This is a genomic window from Algibacter lectus (assembly GCF_900112395.1).
Lineage (GTDB): Bacteria > Bacteroidota > Bacteroidia > Flavobacteriales > Flavobacteriaceae > Algibacter > Algibacter lectus.
Window position 1 is genome coordinate 104,528 of sequence record NZ_FOLN01000005.1, and the last position, 23,985, is coordinate 128,512.

Consider the following 23,985-nt stretch of genomic DNA (forward strand, 5'->3'; position numbering starts at 1 on the left):
GCAACAGATAATCTAATTTTAAAATGCAAACTCCAATTTATCTAATTTTAACTTACATTTAACAAAAATTAACAAGTACGTTTTAATGAATAAAATCACCATACTCATTCACTGTAAAGATTTACCTGGCATCATTGCATCGGTTACCAACTTTATTACTGAAAAACAAGGTAATGTTATTTACTTAGATCAGCATGTAGATCGAGAACAGAACATATTTTTCATGCGTTTAGAAAGTGAATTTCAAGACCCAAACTTTTCAACAGAAACTTTTAAAGATTGTTTTAAAAGTAATATTGCTGATGAGTTTAACATGAAATGGCGCATATATTCTTCTGAAAAGAAACCTAAAATGGCGCTTTTTGTTTCTAAATACGACCATTGCCTTTACGATTTACTTGGCCGCTATAATTCTGGCGAACTTAATTTAGAAATTCCTTTTATAATAAGTAACCATAACGACTTAAAGCCTATTGCCGATAGTTTTAAAATACCGTTTTATCATATTCCTGTTACCAAAGACACTAAAGCACAGGCCGAAGCCAAGCAATTAGAGTTGCTAGAAGCACATAATATCGATTTTATTGTACTGGCTCGCTACATGCAAATAGTTTCTGGTACATTAATTAATAAATACCCAAATAAAATAATAAACATACATCACTCCTTTTTACCTGCCTTTGTTGGCGCCAAACCTTATCACTCTGCTTACAAGCGTGGTGTTAAAATTATTGGAGCTACAAGTCACTACGTAACCGAGGAGCTAGATGCCGGACCAATTATTGAGCAAGATGTTGCACACGTATCTCATACATATACTATAGATGCACTTATTGCCAAAGGAAGAGATTTAGAAAAAATAGTGCTAGCTAATGCGATAAAATCACATTCAAACAGAAAAGTTATGGTGTATAACAATAAAACCGTAATTTTTTCGTAACTTTTTAATCCATTAACAATCAACACTTAGAACCCTTAAAACCCCTCAAAAAAGTGCTCTTAACTAACACTTTTTAATTTTTTATCAATATAACTTGTGACTTATCAGTTTTTCCTGTGTCTTAATAATGTGGAAAAACAACCATTAACTAAATTTTAATTTTTATGAAAACAAATTTATTTTTAAGCCTAGCTTTAATTTTCGGAATCGGGTTTACCCAAGCTCAAAACTTACCAGCAAATCCTGATCCAGGGAAATGTTATGTAAAATGTATTACAAAAGATGAATTCAAAGACATCGAAGAAACTATCGAAGTATATCCAGCATATTCTGTTTTAGAAGTAGTTCCTGCAACATACAGAACTGTAGAAGATCGTGTATTAGTAAAAGAAGCTTCTAAGAAATTCGTTTACGTTCCTGCAACTTACGAAACTGTTGAAGTACCTTACGTAAAGAAAGAAGGAAGAACAGATTTAAACATTAATCCTGCAACTTTCGGTTCTAGCTCTAGAACTTTCGAAACTTACCCAAAAACTTCTGGATGGGAATACAAGGAAACTGCTTGTGATTCTCCTAACAAAGAAGATTGTGTTGTAGCATGTTTCGTTGAATATCCTGCTCAATCTAGAGATGTAAGCTTTACAACTTTAGCTACAGATGCTTCAACTAGCCAAGTACCAGTTACAGAAGTAAACACAGTATACAAAAAACGTGTTATCAAAACTCCAGCAAGAATGGACGAAATTGAAATTCCTGCAGAATACTCAACTATCAAACGTCAAGTTGTTAACACTCCAGCATCTACAAGAACTGTAACTGTACCTGCAAAAATGCAAACTGTTACAAGAACTGTATTAGCTAAAAAAGGTGGAATTACTACATGGGAAGAAGTTGATTGTGGGTTATTAAAATCTAACGTATTACCAATTTTTTACGAAACAGGTAGCGCACGTATCACACCAGCATCTAAAAAAATTATTGACGAAACATTATTACCATTATTAAACAGTAAGCCTGTGAGCATCGAACTAATGTCTCATACAGATGCTAGAGGAAATGATGATTTCAATATGTCTTTATCTCAACAACGTGCTAACTCAGTAGTAAACTACTTAGTATCTAAAGGAATCTCTAGAAACCGTTTAACTGCAAAAGGATACGGAGAAACAAGATTAGTAAACCGTTGTGCTAATGGTGTTGATTGTTCAGATAACGAACACCAAAAGAACAGACGTACAGAATTTAGAGTTATACAATAAAAACATTGTAAATTCTATTACAATTTTAAACTGAGGGGTTAGTTTAATTATCGAAAAGGGCATCTTTTAATTAAGATGCCTTTTTTATTTTTCAATATTTTGGGCGTTACCACAAGGGTCGAGCTTTACGTTGCAAATCCTCGCGCCACCGATTACCATCGGCCACGCTGTGGGTTTTACACTGCAATCCCTAACGCAAGTATTTGCCAACCATATTTCTTCTCAATGCAGTATTAACATTTAGCTAAACCAGTTCTCCATGATTACTAAAATAAAAATATACGAGCACTAATAGACCAACGGTAATGTTTTAATTAAAATAAGAAAAAACTTCAATTCTTATTTTTTAAACTAAGGTATATCTCTATATTTAATCCTTAATTCAATTAAAACACTCAAATAAAACAACATGAAAAAAGTAATTTTTGCAGCAACATTAATGTTTCTAGCCATTATCAACACATCTTGCGATAGTAATGATGACAAAGATGACACCTCGGAAACTCAATACCCAATTACCCTTAAATTCTCTCACGTAGAAGAAAGCTTCTCTTACATTAAAGATGGAACAGAAACCGAAGAAGTACCCGATGATGTTTTAGCCGCATATTACGAAAATAGCGGACTTGGGCGTAATAAAGCAGAAATAGAAGAGGAAAGTAAAGACTATTATTTTAAATTTATAAGTGACACAGAGGTGGTGGTTGCTCAATATGGCGAAATCTACAATGTAGATTACGTATTTGAAGACGGATTTCTTCACGTCTATTATGAAGACCAAGATGAGGATGGAGAGATCATTAAACTGTTACTTGGTAAAGGCGACCTTAATAAATTAGAATACCTATACTCTTCTATAGTGCATAAAGTAGAAAACGGAAGTAGTGGATCTGCCAGTGCTTACGAAGATGCCGGAGATATACCATATTTTCCAACAACTTTTGACAACTCTGTAAATTTCCATAATTACGAGAATATTACAGATATACAAGGTGATGAAACTTATTTGTTAATACACAACTTAGCTGATGTATATATTAAAGAATAAATAATTTCCTTTTACAAAATAAAAAAGCTCAGGATTTATATCCTGAGCTTTTTTATTTTAAAGTAATTAGTTCTCTAATAAACCTAACGCTTATTGTAAACATACTCTAGGTATGTTGTAACTTTCTTTTCTACCTTTATTCCGTATTCTCCAAGATTAGAAGACATAAACTCAAAATATTTATAATGAATTTGCCAATCATGTAACTCTTCATTTTTAAACTTCTTATCAAAAATAATAGGAGTTTCTAATAAAAAAGATAGTTGATAAGCAATATCCGTTACAGAAGCATTATCTGCTTGTATATCGGAATCTCCGATTAAATATTTAGGATTATTAATACCCCAATCTATTTGGTTAGTATCCCAAAACTTAGCATCATCAATATTTAAAACCAATACATCTCCCTCCTTTTCATACTCTTTACGGCGTAACTTTAAAGCTCTACTAATGCTATTTTCTTTGTTTTCAAAGGCTTTAGAACCTTCTTCAAAATACATCTTGTAATACTTATTATCTTCTTTAGAAATTTTAATTTGCGCTTTATTACTGTGCAACGCATAAGCCATAATATCTTGTAAACGCCCTTCAATCTCTAAATATCCATTTCTATTTACAGCCTGAATTCCAGAATTAAGACTATGATCTACTTCCATTTCTAGATAATCAAAATCTTTTCTTCGCTTTATAGGGTTTTCTATAGCGACTTCTTGTTTATATTCTTCAAGTTTAAAAAAATCGTCTACCGCAATAGTTTTTTGATTTCTAGCTAAAAATCCACCAATTTTATAAGCCTTTAAATCTGCTGCATGCCCTTCCCATAGTTTTTGTCCATCGGCATTAAATAAAATACCATAAGGTAAACTAGCAATGTTATTTAAAGCAAAAGTCTCACCTTCATAATCTGTGGCAACTGCCAAACCTGTATTGTGTTTAACCATAAACTTATTTACTACTTCTGCACTTTCTTGAGTTAGAGATAGAATATAAAAGTTTTTAGGAAACTGCTGTTGTAAAGATTCTAAATATTTAGAAACATGAATACACGGGCCACACCATGTTGCCCAAAAATCTACAAAATACAACGCGTTTTCATCCGTGGTTGCAATCGAAGATTTTTTAATGTTCTTTGATATATGTATTTGCCCAAAAAAAATCATTGGAGTTAAAACACATAACAAGCAAAGTACTAATTTTCTTATTTTCATTATAATACAGCTTAATATAGAGTCAATTTAATAATATATTGTGATACATACAATAATTGTGCTAAAATAGTATTTAAAAAAAAGAGAATGGTTTTCATTTGTAAAATATATCTTTGTATTTTAATATAAAACCCAATATCATGATTCGTAAAGCACTCGTTTTCTTACTAATATTTAATCTTACGGCATGTGCCGAACTTCAACAAGTAGTTAGTCAACTACCACAAGCAGGTGGCGCATTAGGCACTACCGAAATAGCATCAGGCTTACGTGAAGCTCTAGATTTAGGTATTGACAAGCAAGTAACAAAACTAACACAAACCGATGGTTTTTTTAAAAACGACTTGGTTAAAATTTTATTACCAGAAGAATTACAAAAAGTTGACAAAGCCCTTAGAGATATAGGATTGAGCAGTCTTGCAGACGAAGGTTTAAAAGTACTTAATAGAGCGGCAGAAGATGCTGTAAAAGAAGCAACTCCTATTTTTGTAGACGCTGTAAAAGACATTACGTTTGCAGATGCTAAAAATATTTTACTCGGTAGCAACGATGCTGCAACGCAGTATTTAACATCTAAAACACAAACAGCTCTTTACGATAAATTTAATCCTGTAATTAAAAGCTCGTTTGGAAAAGTAGGTGCCGATCAAGTATGGAGTAATTTAATTACTAAATACAACGCATTACCATTTACTAGTGATGTTAATCCAGATTTAACAGATTACGTAACAGGTGAAGCTTTAAAAGGTGTTTTTACAATGATTGCAGTTGAAGAAACTGAAATTAGAACTAAAGTATCTTCTAGATCTACAGATTTATTAAAAAAGGTTTTTGCTTTGCAAGACTAGATTTTTAAACATAAAAAAAAGCCGCATACAGTTTTAAATTGTATGCGGCTTTTTTTTATGGAATAAATTATTGCAAAAACACAACCGGCTTAAATAAAACGTATTCAACTGAAAATCAATTAAAAAGAATTAAATAATTAAACAAAAAAGTGTATATTTATGTTCTACTTAATTCCCTTTAATCGTTATGAACCGAGTTGACAGTATTAAAACAGACCAACACAGACTAAGCCAACGCTACAAAGAACTTATAGAACAGGCTTATAATTTCCGACAAACAGATTCCGCTTTAAGTGATATTTCGGAATATCGAGCTATAAAGCTTCTCCATAAATTAAACCGATTAAAATATCTTATTAGAGATTCTAATATTTATGAATAGCATCTTTTCTTAAGACAACTAAAACTGATTCTAGAACAAAGCCAAAATCACATTTTTAATTATATAGAGGTGTATACTTCATAGTTATGCTTCCGTTAGCTAAAGGCTCCTCAAAATCGATACCTATCCTAACAGCTCCTTTTCCTTCTCGTAAATATTCTACAGGAACATGTTCTGGGTTAATAATAACTTTACCACCACTACTTTTTATTTCAACCTTCACTTTTTGATTTTTCCCTATTAGTATAATGGTGCTTTCATTGACAATTTCATATTTAGAAAACGTCATAATTGCCGTTCCAAAAACTACGGGTTTTGTCGTTTTAAAATCGTCTTGAATGGTTATTGTTCCCGCGCCAGACTTATCATTCACCATTGTTCTAGATAAAGATTCTAGCACAGGCAACTCATAAGCATTACTAATATCCATAACCACTTTATCTTCTGCATCAGTGAATTTGGTTTCTGTTATTTTTCCTTCAAATTGACGTCCATTAGATTGCAAAGTATCATCTATTCTAGGAACTGGGTGCCCCCAAGAACTTCGTGCTTTATTTTTTGGAGAAAAAGAACCGGCACGATATGATGGCGCACCGATATCTCCTGAAATTAAATCTTCCCCTAAAACTAAAATATATGTCCCAACATCACTATGATTGTGGTTTTCTTTATTGTGCCCAGCTTTAACCGCTACAGAAAATGGTACATTTTGTTTTCCTCGCGAAATAACCATTCCAAAATCGTTAAAATAAGAATGATTTGGTACTTCAAACGTTCCTGAATTTGTTGTATTTCTTGTTGTATAATCTTCTGGGTTTTTCCAAACAATAAGTTGTTCTACAGCCTGATCTAAAATATTTTCAATAGGTTTTCTTGCCCCATATTGTTTTGCTGCCAATACATAAGCAAAATTTCCTTCGTTATTTTTAACGATAGAGCTACCATCGGCAAAAGGTGCAAATTTTTCATTTTGAATATGGAAATTCTCAGGAAAGTTGGCCACTTTATCAAGTTTATAAGGGTTATGACCTTCAAACAAATTAATTTTTCCATCGGTATAATCGAAAAGTATTTCGGCTAAATATAGGTAATGGCCAAAACCATAACGCCAATATCCAACACCTTCAGAGCAATAACCATCGGCACCAAAACCACTGATATAATGTTTCATGCTATTAATTGCAGAACCTATAGCAGCAATACGCTCATCTCCATCTATTGCATTCGCTATAGACGTAAAAACGGCTCCACTAGTGCACACGGCATTCCAGTTACTTTTGCCATCAATCCAATGGTTATTTTTATCGGGTATTTTACAACTTTGCAAATAGTTATCCGTGATTCTGTATTGAAGTTGTGCTTTAATTTTGTCTCTAAGTTCTGGTGATAATTGATCTTCGAGAAGTATTTCAGCTACAGCTAAAACCGACCCGAAACGTCTTGCTCCCAAATCTATCGAAACTCGTTTTCCTTCTAGAACACTATTGTTTCTGTCGTCATGATTAGGGTGTAACCACGATTTCATATCCATAATAGCTCTTAAGTATGTTTTAATTTGAGGAACAAACCGTCCTTTATTTTCTAAGCATTCAGCTAAAATAAAATGCTCTAAGCGTATCATGGTATTGTAATACCTTGGTTTATAAATGGTACGATTCCCTTCTTTATTAGCTCTTCGATAAATTTCATCAGAAATTGGAACCTCTGGAGCTTCAGCTAAGTAAGACAAGGCTTTTTTAAAATATATTTTACCCGATTCGGTTTCCGCGACCTCATTCCAAAACACTCTATCGCTAATTTTTGGTGCGGGTTGAAAGACTTCATTTGGAATGACATTTTTAAGCATTTCAATTTGCTTTTCCGAAGGGTAAATAGTTTCTTCGTCAGCTTGTTCCAAATAAGCTTTAATATCTAAAACTTCCTGATTTTGAGCAAAACCATTAAATGAGAACACTCTAAAAACAAGCAAAAAAAATAAAACAAAAACATATTTTTTTCTATTGAAGCTTTTCTTTTTAACCAACATATTCAGCTTTACTTTAGAGTTACTTTCACTATTTTATTTGATACATCATAACTCGCTTTTTTAGAAACCCCATTCACTTTAAGTGCCGATGTCTTCTTAGAGCTATACAAACTCACCGTTGCATTTTCTTGACCTTGATAAACCACTTTCGGTGTTGCAGAAAAACCTTCTACTAAAGCCGTGTATTTCGATAATGAATGCATTAAAACTTGATTATCTCGACGTAAATAGCTGCCGTGCCCAATAAACATTTCATCAACATTATTGATTTTTGTTTTATCAGCATCAGCTTTAAATTTTAAAACTGTTAAATAAGCATCGGTTTCCCAACCATTCATATTAATGACACTATTACGGTGTTTTAGTCTGCCATCGGCCAAAAGATTAAAATACACTTCTGTTGTTTCACCATTCTGTGTAATAGAAACTCCTAAAAAGTCTTTTCCTTCAAAACGTTTGATAACTGGTAAGTTCTCTTTATTTTCTTCAGTTTTTAAAGTAATTGCAGAAATAAATTTGGTTCTAGCTGTTTCTTCAAAATGACTGATAGACCAATATTTCGATCTATTTTCTGGATGATGATCTTCATATCCTAACTTTTCTTCCAAACGCATTTGCTCAGGAAAATCGTGAGGTAATCCTCCTTCAGGAAAGGTTTCTGGATATAGCGAATTTACTATAACCTCAGCATCGCCATCTTTAATCGACAGGTCTAAATCTTTACGTTTAGATTCTCCATTGTAATGCAGCAGCCACTCAAATTTACCTGGTTTATGAGCCAATAAATCGTCTATCACTAAAATAACATCACCCACCCAAATAAAATTACGATAATTACGTGCTAATGTTTGTGCATAAGGTCCTGTGGCATTGGCTAAAATGTATTTAAAATTGTCGCCTTCTATTAAATTATGAAGCGATCCGGGGTTTGCAACTCCGAAATAAGGGTCTTTTCTATTCTGACCTTCACCATTAAACAGCACTACATTATGCGCTTCGCTTTGGCAATAATATTGCGTGTAAAGCGGATTTCCATAAGATGCATTTCCTGAATCGATAATTAAATTTTTTCCATTATGAAATAAAATATACGATCCCGCATCGGCATGCGTATGGTTCCAAGTAAAACCAGATTTTACGGCTAACATGGTAGCGTTTTTATCCCAGGAATTACGCATGGTTGCCCACCCCATATCTTTAAACAAATGTGATGTTGCTAATTTAGGCGCATAATTACTTGCTATTTCTGGTAATTTAGGATGTAAAACAAGCCCGTTAGGTGTTTCTAGTTGCAAGCCTTCTTTATCATTTCCTGCTTTGGTTTGATTGATGTACCAAGCATAATCGCTTTTCTTATATCCCAATTGCCATAGCAATGTTAAGCATGCGTTTCCTGTTTTATTGATAAAACTATCTCCAAAGTTTACAGACATTGGTTTTCCTTCTTCAACGTAATAAGTGGTTTGAATAAAGAAATCGCCTATTTTATCTAAAATTGGTAAATCGACCTGTTTTGTATTTGGTAATGCCGATTGCAAAGCAAAACGAAACAATAAATATTGAGAAATACCGTAAGACGCATAGTTTATACTTTCGTAAAAGCCACCGTCCTGATCGAATGTTGGCGGTTTATTCTGTAATACACTACCCGAATAGTTAACAAACTCGGTAGCGGTTTGAGCAATATCATTCACCCAGTTTTTAGCGTCTGGAACTTCGTTTCTAATTGCTAAGGAGCTAAAACCAGCCATATAAACGCAAGCGCTCCACCAGTTATGCCCCATAGTATCAAACGTATGAAAGTTTGAATTTGGCAATAACCAATCGTCTAAAGCAGGTTGAATACCAACGCGCACTAAATTTTCAGCAATATCCTTTCGTTCTTTTTTAGTTAAGTAATTATAAATACAATCGAACCCTATAGAAACGAAAAAACTAGTATGCGATGTATTTAACCCTCCTTTCCAAGCTGGTGTTCTGTTTAATAAATTAGCGCCTTCCCAAGTATCTTTTGAAGTATAATCTATCAATATTTTTTTAATCGTTTTGGCATATTTCTCATCGCCCGTCATACGATAGGCTAATCCTAACACTTGACAATTATCGGCTTTAAATCTATCTTTTAAAACTAATTCGTCTGCATGTTTTAATTGCTTTTCCCAGCTATTTTTTATGTCGTTATCAACTTTAATTTGCTGTTTTAAATTAGTAATATTACTATCGGTGTACAACAGATAATTTCTTTTTTGGGCTGTGACTATCATCACAAAAAAGCAGCAAATAACAAATGAGATTCCTTTTTTCATAGTTCTAAAATGAAACATTAATGTTTAATATTTATATTCTATTCAATATTACTTATTTATGCTTTAAATGAATATAAACCATTAACCATTGTCTGTAAATTATAGCTTTTATATATCGATTCTCATTTTTTCGAATCACAATAAGGCATAAAAAAAGCCAAGACAAACTAAAATTACTTTTAGAGCATCTTGGCTTAAACGTTGGCATCTACAACGATTTCTAAACAAATTTAACCGTTGGACCATAACGTCATTATAGCTTAATTAGTTTTTTCACAGTTGTACCTTGATTACCTGTAAATTTCATAAAATAAACTCCTGTACTCAAGTTTTTCAATGAAACTTCCTTATTGTTTTCGGGTAGAAAAAATTTCGATTCTAAAACACCATTAATATTATATATTTCTAACAATAAATTAGATCCATTTACAACAGTAAGCACTTGGTTTGCTGGATTCGGATATAGAATTATTTGAGGTAAGTTAAAATCACTAACGCTTAAAGTCGTTGTTCCATAAACCTCAACCTCTGCTAAAGACAATCCTCGATCTGATGTTTTTGATATTTTTATAATTCGCCCTGCTTTATTATCAACATCTATAGTTAATGGTCGCGAAGATGGATAGTTTTTATAAAATTGTGTAAACGTAACATCTCCATTATTGTTTAAAATTTCTACAGTAAAATTGTTCAAATCATTAACATAATTACTACCTGTTCTACCATAAATTACAATTTCCCAAATAACATTATTGGTGCCTAAATCTACTTGCCACCATTTAGATGTATTAGATCCATTGCTTCCATGTTCGGTATGTGTTACGGAACCACTTCCATAATTACCATTAGTATTTCCGTCGTTACCGCGAGTAGCATCCCCATCGTAATCCGTTGTAGATTGTGAAGCAATGCCTCCATTTGAAGCTAAAGCTAAGTTAATTAATTCAGGTGTTTCTTGATGAAACTCGAACCAATCTAAATTGAAAGCGCCATTTCCAAAATATAAATAAACCTCATGGGTACCCGTAACATTTTGAAGTAAAGATTCTGTAACCTGCTCCCAAACTTCCCATCCGCCTGTTTTTGGAACGGTAGTTTGAGCAATTAAAGTACCTTCTGTTGGGTGTCCTAGCATCACATTTATAAATCCATTTTCTACAGTTTCCTCGGTAGGATAACCTGCTACATTAAATGTAATTTGTGCAGGGGCTTCCGAAGTAAAATCGACGCTACCGTAACGAATCCATTCGTTATCATTTATACCTCCAAGATACTCATTGTTTATTGGAACCACTCCAAACATGCCACAGTAATCTAATGCGTCTATCTGAGAAAATGCATTGTAATTTACACCGCTACATTCATCATTATTGAAAAAGAAGTTATCCATATTTAAAAAAGAAGATCCCGTCCCTTTAAAAACAAAGTATAAATCGTGTATTCCTGTTATTTCAGAAGCCGTATAGCTAGAAAATATTTCATAATTATCATTGCTTCCTGTATTTCCTACTACTACACTTGTTAATAATGCACCGTCTGCTGCGCCACTTCTAACTTCAATAGATCCTCCAGTTGTAGAAGATGCTAAAATTTCAATTTCATTGTAAACATCGTCATTTCCAAAATGGACATTACTAAATCTTAAATAATCTCCATCATCAATATCTCCAATTGATTTATTAAAGATAGACAAATCGTATACTGTTATTCCTGATGAAGCACAGAAATCTTCTGCACTTATAGGTAAAAACGGGTTGTATGAAGCCTGAGAACAGGCATCTTTATTAAAAGATAGTTTATCTAAATTAAATAACCATCCTGTTTCGCTCACACTGGTGAATACAAAATAGATATTGGTTTCCCCGTTAACAACTTGATTTAAGTTTGCAGAAAACTCTAAATAATTAGATTCGCTACTGGTACTAGTTATGGGTATTGTAGCGAGTAAAGTTCCGGTATTAATGCCTGTTCTAACTTCTATAGACACATCATTATGGATACTAGACAAGATAGCTTCAACTGAAGTCATATCAGTTAAATCAATAGCATTAAAATTTATCCAATCTCCAGTATGTATCCCATAAACTTCTTTAGTATTTGGATCATCATTTATTTCTCTCGTTCCTACACCAGACATCGTATCATAGCATTCAGCCTGAAGGTTGTTAACTGTATTATTACAAGGCTTTGTTGTAATACAATCGGTTAACTGAGTAATTGTATTATTAGATCCATTATCTTCAACTGGTCCGCAAGAAAAAATATTACAATCTGTAGCACTCTCTAAAACCAAAGGATAAGGTGTATTGTTTGTAAATGTAATATTGTTAGCGTTTCTAGAAGGTATTGGCTCTACAGAACCTGCTAAAAATCTATTTGCAGGTCTTGTACCTCCTAATACAATTTTAATATCTGGATTATAGTAAGTTGTACCATCGTGTATTGTAATATTATGATTGGTTCCTCCTGCATAAAAATAAGGTGTATCTCCAATTTTAGGAATATAATTATCTAGGATAGTAACTTCATAAGAAGCGTTAGAACGAGAAATATCTTCTGATAGAATCGGCCCAACTGATGCATCTGCACGACAATTAATAACATCACCATCATTACCTAGCCAAAATCCGCCTTCGCAAGCAAGTGCTGTACAGTTCTCAATTCGTTTATTATCTCCACCTTCAGCTCCTGTATTTACACCTACACGCATTTTAACAATGGTACAATCTATAACTGTTGTATTTTCAGTACCTCTACTTACACCTGTAGAATCTCCATTAGAATCGTGTATAACTCCGGTAGAATAAGCTCTAATACCTGCTTCTTGAAGACTGAAGGTATAATCACTTGTATGATCTTTTAAATTAAAACCCCAAACGGTTTCAAAATCTACATTATCCGCAGGAGAATCTGTACCTTCTTCCTGCAGCATTTCTCCAACCGTACGTAATTCTCCCTCAACATAACAACCTTCTATTATTGCATTATGAGAACCTTGTACAAATATACCATGTCCATAAGCTCTCATAATAACACTACAATTTTTTATATGGTTTCTGTCTCCTCTAACCAAAATACCTGCATGTTTTTGATGTGCAATTACAGAACCTCCTCCTTTACCAAAAGTATCGCCATATCCATAAGGAAAAGAACCTCTTACGGTGGTTTTAAAACCTTCTATTAAATTATCTGCACCATCAAGATGTATTGAACCTGCTCCTTTAGAAGGAACCGTCATCCCGATATCTTCCATGGTTAAATTCAAGTATACATTATCATTTCCCGCTGCCCAAAACTCAATAATATCAGTGTTTCCGTATAATTTGAATATTTTAGTATCAATTTCAAATTTTACATCGGTAAAGTCAAATTTACAGTCGTTTCCCGTAAACAGGAGTAATTTTGGATTTGAAAATAATTTATCTGGTCCGCAATTAGTTTCATTAAAGTAATACGTACCCGGAGTCATTACGAAATTACCATCATTATCACCTAAATGGTCCTTTAATTCGGCAAGGGAATTTATTTCGGTTTGGGCTTGTACATAACCTAGCCATAAAAACAAGACTGGGAGAATTATTAATTGTATATATTTTTTCATTATTTGATGTTTTTTGTTAAAATTAAGGCATGACAATAAGTGTTCACTAAAAACATAAACAACACAATATCAATGCCTTTAAAGTGACTTTATTTTAATAAACATTTAGATTAAAAACAAAAAGCCTCCTTATTCAACATATTGCCTAAGGAGACTTTAAGTTTTAATCAATTACTAATACTTATATTTTTTCTGGGAAAACCCCTTCTATAGGGTTGCTTTCAAATAAGTAAGGTGAACCTACTACGGCTTTGTAAAATGTAGTATAAACATAAGTGCCTTCTGAAATAAAATCTGGGATAATTGTTTCATCCTCAGATTCATCGATAATTATAGTTTTTACAGAACCATCTATACTACTAGTATAAGTGAGTTCGGTTTTAATTAATAAATTATCAATAACCTCTCCATCAGTATCCGGAACTCTATTTGACACCCAAGTAATAATAGCTTCAGAATCAGAATAAGCGCTAGCTCCAAAATTTTGCCGAGCTTGTAGCGACTCCTTATATTCATCACCTAGAACTGTACCAAAAACATCATACTTTATCGATTTTCGGCCTTCTAGACCTTCTATATGAACAAAATACTCATTTCCTCCTTCTGGCAATTCCGCCTCCAGTTCATAAATTTCTGGTTCATAAACTGTTCTATTAATATCTAAAGTTGCAAGTATTTTTTCATCGTTATCTGTTGTGTCATCATCAAATAAAGCAACAACAATTTTCTTTATTTTTGGATCTGAGTTAACAAACACTCTAAATAACAACTTATTATGCCCACTAGATATTGTAGACACAGAATCTGGCATAGCCAAACTTACTACGTTTTCAGGAACGTACTGTTTATATGTTTCAACCAAATCTGTATCCTCACAAGAAAAACACAGTAATACAGCCGTAAACACACCAATTCCTATAAAATTGACGGTTTTATTCTTAAAATTATTAATCATAATTTTTATAATATTTTATTTTATTAAATTTTTATCGATTATCACCGTAGAACTCCATTTCACTAATATGAAATAGTGAATTAGTTCTGTTTTGCGCTACTTTCTGAACAAATCTGATATAACGAACCTTCGGCATATCAGGTGAAATATCAAAATTAAAGCCCGCTTCTGCAGCTTCAATATCTTCAGCCGTATTGTCATTATCCGGCTGTCCAGAAGGCTTAATAACCATGGCATCTTCTAATAACAGTGTCCAACCATCAAAACTTCCGTCTGCATTTAAATGATCGCTACCCCAAAGATCAAATAACCAAGGATTTCCATGACGATACATATAATTACCTAGTCTTGGCCAAAACTTAAATCTGTATACTTGAGATATTGAACCTATATCTAATGTAATCATTGCAGGTGTAATAGGAACTCCATTATAAGACCAGTCTATATATTCTGGTAAAACTCCATCTGGATCTTTCCAGTTTGGAGGTGAGTGATATCCATTATCTCCTTTTGTTCCATCATAAACTCTCGGAAGTATCCAACCGTAATCTGAAGGTGTATCATGTATCTGATAAACAGCCTGATAGTTCACTCTATCAAATAACTCTATATAAAGCGGTGTTATTGTAGCCTTGATTTGGCCACATCGATTATTAAACCTATCTCTAATTATAAATACAAAATCTGTTTCTACAGCCTCTAACCCTAAGACTAAACGTTCACCATTTTGTGCAGAAGAATATACAGCATCCTTAAATATCAGGCCTCCAAACTCATTTTCGGTGTAAATCTCTATAGTAACATCTCCTTCCTCTGGATTTTCCCAAGTTAATCTAATACCACCATAATCTGGGGCATAGGTTAATGTTTCACAAACAGATTTGTAAGGAGGTTCTTCTGGGTTTATAACAACAGAAGCTCCTACAGATTTATTTCCTGATTGATCAACAGCATACAAAATCACGTTATATTCTGAAGCTTCAGAAAATCCTTCAACTGTTAAACTACTATTAAACACCGATGATTTCACGCTTGATATTTCTTCATTAGCTCCTCTTTGATATTCTGCAACTACATATAACAAATCTTCATCATCAGGAAGATTATATGTTATTTTTGATGCTCCCGCTAAGTTTTCAACGGAACTTACATCTACAACCACAGGGCCGGGAGCGATACCATCGTCAGTAATTAACGATGATATCTTATCTTCTTCGCAACTAAATACAGTTGCTATGCACAGAAGCACTATAAATGACTTTAAATTTTTCATCATAATATTATTTAATTGTTCATACTAATTTTAATTACCAACCAAAAGCCTGATCTAAATTTGGGTTTGCTAGTATATCATCTTCGGCTATAGGCCAAAAATAATCTCTTATTGAAAATTCTGTAACACCATATTCTACTTGGTTATAAAAAGTTTCTGCCGTTGCTTTTTCATAACTCCATCCTCTCATTGAAGTACTATTCAATAAAACATGAGCTTTAAACCATCTTCTTAAGTCCCAAAAACGGTGTCCTTCAAAGGCTAGTTCTATTGAACGTTCTTGATGGATTATTTCTCTTAAACCTTCTTTTGTACTTGGCTTTGTTGGATTATTTGAAGACGCGGTCCAAGAAGCTTGAACTCCGTCTAATCCAGATCTTTCTCTTACATCATCAACATATTGAAAAACCTCTGCAACCGGCCCTGATACCTCATTTAAGCATTCTGCATACAATAAATATAAATCTGCTAATCTATATACTGGCCATGAATAATTTTCAGCAGTAAAACTATTATTTCCTATTGCTGATTTATAGTGCACTAATTTTTTTGGCCAATATCCTGTTTGGTTAAATTGTCTTTCATTAAGGTAACCTGCCATACCACCATTCTTGGCATCTACAACAAATAAACTAGTGTCATCTGCTTCATTATTTACATCATAAGATAGAATACCATCTCCCGCTAAAGAGGCATAAAACCTAGATTCTCTATCTAAATGTAAACCAATTGTTTCATACCCTTGTTTTACGTAAAACTTATTAGCTTCATCTCCGGTTTTTAAGTCGAATCTACTACTATAATCATAAGAATTATCTTCTTCTATAGGCACTCCATTTTTAGAATAAAATATTTCTGCCATATGCAATGGTATAGAATAATAAGAGTTGACCTGCCCTGAACTTGAACCTGAAAATTCATCGTCAATCCTTGCAAAACTATTATTTTGAATTGTATTTGTGGTTGGGTTAGCTTGCCCCCAAATAATCTCATTATTCCATCTATCTGTGATGGCGCCTCTAAGATTCATTTTTGTTATCGTCTCCTCTGATAAATTGTATGCTGTTGAAAACTTATATAAATTGTTACCTGCTTCGTGTGCTAAGTCTATTGCTTCTCTGCAAGCATCTGCAGCTAAAGTCCATTTATTAGCATCATACGTTTGATTTATATATGGTGTTCCTGCATTATTAGTCCAAGATGAGTATACTGAATTACCATTTACTAAAGGGCTCGCACTAAAAGCTAAAACTTTTGCTTTTAACATCGCAGCAATTGGCTTAGTTGCTCTACCTAGCTCTTCACCTTCCAAAGTTATGCGTGGTGGTAAATTTTCTATTGCCTCATCTAAAACAGATACAATATAATCTACAACATCATCGACCCCATCCCTTTCTATACGTACAGAAATAACATCTTCACTTACCTCAATATTTTCATCGATAATAGGAATAGGACCATACATTTTTAATAAATAAAAATGATAATAAGCCTTTAAAAATTTAACTTCCGCAATCCATCTTGTTTTTTCATCTTCGGTCATATCCCTAACATCGCTAATTCTATTTAGGAAAATATTACAATCTCTCAATGCTACATGCGGCTCTAAACGACCTCCGTTTCCCCATAGATTATATATTGGATTTGCTTTTGATTGTTCTCCGATAGAAAGTCGCATTCCATCCCAAGTTTGATGTGTCCAAACCTCATCTCCGCCTACTAATCCAATATTACTATTTACATCAGAAAAATGTGGTAAATAACCATATAATGTATAAAAGAATTTCTTAGCATTCGCTCTATTATTAAAAACCAAATCGAAAGTAGCTACGTTATCTGGTACTATATCAATATAAGAATCACATGACATTATACATATGAATATTATAGAATATATAATTTTATTCGTTTTCTTCATTTTCTTTTTTTTTATAAATTAACTCTAGCTCCAATGTTCACCGTTTTCTGTAAAGGATAATTTAATCCATTCCCTCTTAATTCTGGGTCCCAAAGTTTGAATTTACTCCAATGCACTAAATTTGTTCCACTGAGATATAGACGCACACTTGCCTGTCCGAATACAGCTCCATTTTCTGGTTTAAAATTATACCCGATTTCTAAGGATTTTAATCTCATAAATGCTCCATCTCTCATCCACCAACTACTTGTTTGGTTATTGTTCTGTACAGCATAAGTAGATAAGCGTGGCCATAAAGCATAAAGATCTTGGTTCTCTTCAGACCAGTGACTATCAGCAAAAGCTTGTAAAATTTGATTTTCAGAAATAGCATCTGGTAAATAATCTCCATTAGCATCAGTATCCGCAAATGGTGTTATTCCTGCTGAATCAATAAAAAAGGATACATTATCTAAACCTGCAAAAAATGCCGATATATCAAGGTTCTTGTATCCTACGGAAAATCCGAAACCATAACTTACTTCAGCTTGAGTAGGCTCTCCAATTGGAACTATATCTAAATTAGACACAATACCATCACCATTGATATCAGTATACTTTATATCTCCTGGCATAACTTCCCCAAATTGTTGTTCTGGTGAATTAGCTACATCGGCGTCATCAATAAACAAACGCTCTGCGACTAAACCATAAGCCTGGTTGAAAGGGTTTCCTAATTTAGACAACCAAGGTGTTGCAGATAAATCAGACTCCTCATATACAGTATATTCACTACTAGTTTTTACAAAATTTGCAGTTGCCTGTAACCACCAGTCTTTATTGAAATTGTGATTTACCAATAGTGTAAACTCAAAACCATTGGATTTTCCTTCACCTAAATTTGCAACCGGAGATGCTTGTAAACCTAAAAAGGAAGGTATATCCGAACGAGTTTGTAAAATATCAGTTGTTGTTTGTTTAAAATACTCGGCTTGCAATTGAATAGCATCTTTAAGAAGGTTTATTTCTAAACCATAGTTTTGCTTATAGGCTCTTTCCCAGGAAATATGTGGGTTTTCATATCTACTGATACTAACACCTGCACTAGATTCTTGACCAAACGTTCCAAATTGGGCTCCTGCCCCTGAATCGTTTAAATTAACATTAGATAAATAGAAAAACCTATCATTACGATTTCCAATATTAGCATTACCAACTACGCCATAAGACCCTCTTAATTTAAGCCTACTTATTAAATCTACATTATCAAAAAAGTTCTCATTAGATATTACCCATGCCGCTCCAACAGACGGAAAGAAACCATACCTGTTTTTTTCAGCAAAACGTTCTGATCCATTATAACCAAAATTCCCTTCTATAAAATACCTTCTATCAAAGCTATAAGTAAAACGGCCAGATAAACCGACGTTTCTACTAGGAAGTGATGCCTGCAAATCATCCGCATTTCCATCAACAGATTCTCTTAAAATACCAACTAGCAAGCCGCTAACAGCATGTTTATCATTAAAAGTTCTATCATAGTTTAATGCAGACTCAAAATAGATATTTCTATTAACAACTCTAGAGTCTTCATTCTCTGTAAAATTTAAATACTCTGTTCCCGAATCTGGGTTAAGACTCGTTAATGTGTATGTATTATTCGCTCTATTATAATCAGTATCTCCAATAGCATAATAATAAGGCTCATATTCCCTTGTAATATTATAAGAAGACGTACTTGTAATATTCCCCAAAGCTCTCCATTTAAGCCCCTCAACAATACCTCCTAAGTCTTGCTTAACTTGTAAACTTAAAACATTTACAGATCTACTATAGTCACGATACCCCCTTACTAATTCGGCATAAGGATTTAAATAGCCGGCTAACTCTCCATCTCCAGTATCCACATTACCAAACAAAAGATGCTCTGTAAATTGGTTAGCCTCATCAGCTTCGTAATAAGCTGGGTACCTTACTGGATTAGTTCTATTAATCATGTTATATACTTGGTTTCCTGTTGGCACAGGACCTCTATAATCATCAACAGTAGCATTTAAATTCACTATCAATTCTGTGCTAGAAGTTAAATCTATATTAACATTAGATCTTAAATTATAAACTTTATTATCAATGTTATTGTTATAATTTGCTTGATTATCAACTTTTAGTATCCCATTATCTTGAGCAACAGAACCAGACACATAATACCTAGCTACTTTTCCTCCTCCAGAAACACTAAAATTTAATCTTTGATTCTTAGTAAAATCTTGCAACAACTCATCTTGCCAATTTGTAACAGGATAAACAAAAGGATTAATGTTACCAGCAAGAGTATTGTCTATCTTGTTTTGTAAATACGGTAGCCTATCATTTCTATTTGGCGACACATTTCTAGTATTAACAGCGTCCATATGTAATCTTAAATATTCAAGTGGGTCTGCTATTTCTAAATTCTGAGTAGCCTGAGAATAAGTAGTTTCATACCTAACAGATACTCTTGGCTTTCCTAATTCGCCTGTTTTCGTTTTAACAGCTATAACACCATTGGCCCCTCTAGCTCCATAAATAGCAGTTGCTGTCGCATCTTTAAATACAGAAAAACTTTCAATATCATCTGGTGATATTCTAGCTAAATCGTCTGCTGTTAATTCTATATTATCTATTAATATTAACGGAGAAGAATAAGCTCCAAAAGTAGTTGCACCCCTAATAAAAAACTCTGCATTATCAGATCCGCCCCCAGGTTCACCAGAACTTTGAAAAGCAATAACTCCTGGAACCCGACCAGCAAAAGAGGCCGTTAAATTACTCGATGGTATTTTTAAATCTTCAGGTTTAACAGTAGATACAGCTCCCACCAAAGCTTCTTTCGTTTGCGTACCAAACCCAACTACAACAACTTCATCTAACCCAGTAAGGTCTTCTATCATTGTAATGTTTAAACTTGTAAAATTTCCTATTTTAATTTCTTGAGTTTTAAAGCCTATTGAAGAAACAACCAGAACTTCTCCTTTTTTTGCAATTAATTTAAAATTGCCATCAAAATCTGTTTGTGTACCTCTGTTTGTACCTTGAACGAGTATATTAACACCGGGTATTGGTATCCCTTTTTCGTCAAGAACGATTCCTGACACTTCAATTTGTTGATAATCTTTAAGATCTATTTTATCTTCTTTTTCGGTTAGCTCTGTCATAGTGGTTAGAAATGGAGTTTTTGCGTTAGCATAACCACTGACAATAAAGGAAGTACATATTAATATTGATTTAATCATCTTAATTCCCCTGTGTTTAAAAGGACGAAATAGATGAATTAAAGAATAAATTTTATTCATATTGTTTTGTTTAATAAAGTTAGTTGAATACTTTTTTGGTTTTGTATTAGTTGGTTAGTTTTTAGTTGTTCTTTCTCATATCTTATATTTTATTGATTAGTAATTAATTAACCTAAATAAAGGACGATCCTACACTTATAGTTAAAATAAAGGTTAAACCTACACTTATTGTAGATACGCAAGTATTAATTATAACTTTTTCAATATAAATTATAACCGTTTTACTTAGATAACCCCCTATATATTAGATAAATGCTATTTTTTATCTAAAAAAAAATAAAGAATATGATATTTATGTTTAAGATTACGAATAGATATTAATTAATATAAAATTCGTACTTTAAACAGTAAGTAATTTTATACACTGTGTGTTTTGAAATTTTCATTGCTTTTTAAGCAAAAAAAAACATGACCATTACAAATGTTGTAACAATCATGTTTTTTTAATATAACTAATATATATTATTAGTCTAAACTACTAATTTGATAATACTACCTTTTCAAAGCCTTCCTTATAGCGGCTTTAACCAAAGGTTCCATAACAGCATAACCATCTAAATTTGGATGTACCGTATCTCTACCATACGCCTTTATTAAACCTTTATCTGCATTTACCATTGATGTGTAATAATCTAAATACACAATATTGTTCTTTTTAGCATATGCTTTAATTAAACTATTAAGTTCGCTAATTTTTTCTATAGGTTCTACCGACGGACTCCAAGAATAGCTACTAGCAGGAAGTACAGAAGCTAAAACTACTTTTATGTTATTGGCTTTAGCAATTTCGGCCATTGAAAAAATATTATCTGCAATTTCTGCGATAGAAATAGGTCCTCTATTTCCAGCAATGTCATTAGTTCCTGCATGTATCACTACAGCTTTCGGATTTAAATTAACCACATCGGGCTTAAACCTTAACAGCATTTGAGATGAAGTTTGCCCGCTAATACCACGACCTACATAATTGTTTTCATTGAAGAAATCGGCATGAAACATCACCCATTTTTCGGTGATAGAGTTCCCCATAAACACCACTCTATTTTCCTTTTTAGTTGGTGCTTTCAATTCTTTATTTGCTTTTCTGTACCTTCCAAAATTTGCCCAATCATCATTAGGTATTAATTGAATTTTAACAACTGAAATTTGAGAGCTAGGTGCCTTTTCAGGTAATAAAACAGTTAATTTATCATCAATCAATTTTATTTTTATTTTTTTATCAGGATCACAAAGTAATCTCGCCTCTCTTGGTTTAATGGCTCTATCTATAATTAGTTTACCATTTTCTGGCCAATTAACAACATGTGCCATTAAAAAACCTTCTTCACCTTCAGTATATGCCCCCCATTCTGGTTTTTCATAAGGAATGGTTTGAGCAAATCCAACACCAACATTTAATGTAAAAGCAATTGTAAAAATTATTAACGCCTTGTAAACATTCATCTTTTATATATTTTATGTTTTACTAGTTTAAACAGACAAACAACCCGAAGGTTGTATGTCTATTAATCACTATATAATCTACTTAATACTTCAATTAGTTTGCTAACTCAATTTTAACAACAGAAACCGTAGCGTCTGGTGCTAACATTGGTACATCTACTAATACATCTCTAGATGTTGCTAAAGCATTTAATGTTTTACCAGGAGCTGATAATAACGTTGCTTTTTTAACTTTTATTTCTTTATTTAATTTTAATACACCATCTTTTGGCCAATCGAAAACATGAGCATAGATAACATTACCTTTTTTAGTATAGCGTCCCCATTTTGGTTTTTCAAAAGGACTTGCAGAAGCACCATAAACAGCTTCACCGTTTATTTTAGTCCATTCTCCCATAGCATTTAAACGTCTAATACTTTCAGCAGGAAACCTACCAAAACCATCAGGGCCAATGTTTAATAAGAAGTTACCACCTTTAGAAACGATATCTACTAATTTCTCAATTAAATCTTCACTACTTTTCCAGTTATTATCCGATGGTTTATAACCCCAAGACCCATTCATAGTCATACAAGCTTCCCAATCCGAATCAATTCCTGTATCTGGAATTTCTTGCTCTGGTGTTCCAAAATCTCCAGCAAATTGTCCTGGTTTATTGTTCATCCCATCCATTCCTGTTCTACCTTTATCAACTCTATTATTTACAATAGTGTTAGGCTGAATATCACGAATAAAACTGTAAAGTTCTTTTCCCATTTCGGTAGTATAATCAGAAATCCAATCTCCATCAAACCACACCACACCAATATCTCCATAGTTAGATAAAAGTTCTTTAACCTGAGGTTTCATATAGTTTTTAAAATACTCTGGAAATTCTGGATTCACAACCGATGGATCATCATGCTGTGCAATGTTGTAATTTGGATACAAGTTTCCTTGTGCTTGTGGATGGTGCCAATCTACGATAGAATAGTATAAACAAAATTTAATACCTTGTTTTTTACAAGCTTCAGATAGTTCTTTCACAATATCACGCTTAAAAGGTGCCGTATCCATAACATCATAATCAGACACTTTAGAATCCCATAATCCAAAACCTTCATGGTGCTTAGAAGTCAATACAATATACTTCATCCCAGCATTTTTAGCCATACTTACCCAGGCATCGGCATCAAACATAACAGGATTAAACATTTCTGGAAATTTCTCGTAATCTTTAACGGTGTAATCTAACTTATCCATGGCCCACTCAGCACCACCTCCAGCTATTTTTGTACCACGTTCTCCACCAATGATAGAATACGCTCCCCAATGGATAAACATACCGAATTTAGAATCGCGCCACCATTCCATACGCTCGTCATCAGACAATTTTTTCTTGCTGGAACTTTGAGCAAAACCCACATTAGTGTTTAATGCAACCACCAATGCTAGCAATAGTATTTTGTTTAAATTTTTCATTTTCT

General features: G+C 33.2%; 15 protein-coding genes. 5 read left to right on the top strand and 10 right to left on the bottom strand.

Annotation, left to right across the window (positions count from 1 at the left end; translation table 11 throughout):
* Positions 1-85 precede the first annotated feature (85 nt).
* From purU to BM246_RS10395, 3 genes are all read left to right on the top strand, one after another.
* The gene (gene purU, locus BM246_RS10385; protein ID WP_042495632.1) at positions 86-940 is read left to right on the top strand and encodes a formyltetrahydrofolate deformylase; all 855 of its coding nucleotides are present in this window, start codon (positions 86-88) and stop codon (positions 938-940) included.
* A 164-nt stretch (positions 941-1,104) separates the two neighbouring features.
* Positions 1,105-2,199, top strand: coding sequence for an OmpA family protein (locus BM246_RS10390; RefSeq protein WP_042495634.1), 1,095 nt, complete (start codon positions 1,105-1,107; stop codon positions 2,197-2,199).
* A gap of 409 nt (positions 2,200-2,608) precedes the next feature.
* The gene (locus BM246_RS10395; RefSeq protein WP_042495636.1) at positions 2,609-3,247 is read left to right on the top strand and encodes a hypothetical protein; all 639 of its coding nucleotides are present in this window, start codon (positions 2,609-2,611) and stop codon (positions 3,245-3,247) included.
* A gap of 83 nt (positions 3,248-3,330) precedes the next feature.
* Here the strand turns inward: BM246_RS10395 and BM246_RS10400 are convergent, their stop codons facing one another.
* Positions 3,331-4,455: a TlpA family protein disulfide reductase gene (locus BM246_RS10400; protein WP_083415766.1), complete on the bottom strand. Its 1,125-nt coding sequence runs from the start codon at positions 4,453-4,455 to the stop codon at positions 3,331-3,333.
* Between the two features lie 140 nt (positions 4,456-4,595).
* Between BM246_RS10400 and BM246_RS10405 the strand changes: the two genes are divergently transcribed.
* Both BM246_RS10405 and BM246_RS10410 read left to right on the top strand, forming a co-directional pair.
* On the top strand, positions 4,596-5,303 hold the full coding sequence (locus BM246_RS10405) for a DUF4197 domain-containing protein (protein WP_042495638.1): 708 nt from the start codon (positions 4,596-4,598) through the stop codon (positions 5,301-5,303).
* A 187-nt stretch (positions 5,304-5,490) separates the two neighbouring features.
* Positions 5,491-5,685 (top strand): Lacal_2735 family protein, encoded by a 195-nt coding sequence (locus BM246_RS10410; protein WP_074937721.1) that lies wholly within the window; start codon positions 5,491-5,493, stop codon positions 5,683-5,685.
* A 55-nt stretch (positions 5,686-5,740) separates the two neighbouring features.
* Here the strand turns inward: BM246_RS10410 and BM246_RS10415 are convergent, their stop codons facing one another.
* The 9 genes from BM246_RS10415 to BM246_RS10455 form a co-directional block, all read right to left on the bottom strand.
* Positions 5,741-7,639 carry a heparinase II/III family protein gene (locus tag BM246_RS10415; protein ID WP_231961840.1) on the bottom strand — a complete coding sequence of 633 codons (1,899 nt, stop codon included), beginning with the start codon at positions 7,637-7,639 and terminating at the stop codon, positions 5,741-5,743.
* Between the two features lie 80 nt (positions 7,640-7,719).
* The gene (locus BM246_RS10420; RefSeq protein WP_074937725.1) at positions 7,720-10,017 is read right to left on the bottom strand and encodes a heparinase II/III domain-containing protein; all 2,298 of its coding nucleotides are present in this window, start codon (positions 10,015-10,017) and stop codon (positions 7,720-7,722) included.
* Positions 10,018-10,270: 253 nt separating this feature from the next.
* The gene (locus BM246_RS10425; protein ID WP_074937727.1) at positions 10,271-13,618 is read right to left on the bottom strand and encodes a carbohydrate-binding protein; all 3,348 of its coding nucleotides are present in this window, start codon (positions 13,616-13,618) and stop codon (positions 10,271-10,273) included.
* Between the two features lie 181 nt (positions 13,619-13,799).
* Positions 13,800-14,573, bottom strand: a complete 774-nt coding sequence (locus BM246_RS10430) for a DUF4998 domain-containing protein (RefSeq protein ID WP_042504830.1) — start codon at positions 14,571-14,573, stop codon at positions 13,800-13,802.
* Positions 14,574-14,604: 31 nt separating this feature from the next.
* Positions 14,605-15,849, bottom strand: coding sequence for a DUF5000 domain-containing lipoprotein (locus BM246_RS10435; RefSeq protein ID WP_083415769.1), 1,245 nt, complete (start codon positions 15,847-15,849; stop codon positions 14,605-14,607).
* A 31-nt stretch (positions 15,850-15,880) separates the two neighbouring features.
* Positions 15,881-17,764 carry a RagB/SusD family nutrient uptake outer membrane protein gene (locus BM246_RS10440; protein ID WP_074937731.1) on the bottom strand — a complete coding sequence of 628 codons (1,884 nt, stop codon included), beginning with the start codon at positions 17,762-17,764 and terminating at the stop codon, positions 15,881-15,883.
* Between the two features lie 11 nt (positions 17,765-17,775).
* A complete protein-coding gene (locus tag BM246_RS10445) occupies positions 17,776-21,015 on the bottom strand; it encodes a SusC/RagA family TonB-linked outer membrane protein (RefSeq protein WP_231961841.1) in 3,240 nt (1,079 codons plus the stop codon).
* 552 nt (positions 21,016-21,567) lie between these two features.
* Positions 21,568-22,518 (bottom strand): SGNH/GDSL hydrolase family protein, encoded by a 951-nt coding sequence (locus BM246_RS10450; RefSeq protein ID WP_231961842.1) that lies wholly within the window; start codon positions 22,516-22,518, stop codon positions 21,568-21,570.
* A gap of 94 nt (positions 22,519-22,612) precedes the next feature.
* Complete coding sequence (locus BM246_RS10455) at positions 22,613-23,980, bottom strand: alpha-L-fucosidase (protein ID WP_042504833.1); 1,368 nt, start codon at positions 23,978-23,980, stop codon at positions 22,613-22,615.
* Positions 23,981-23,985: the final 5 nt, after the last annotated feature.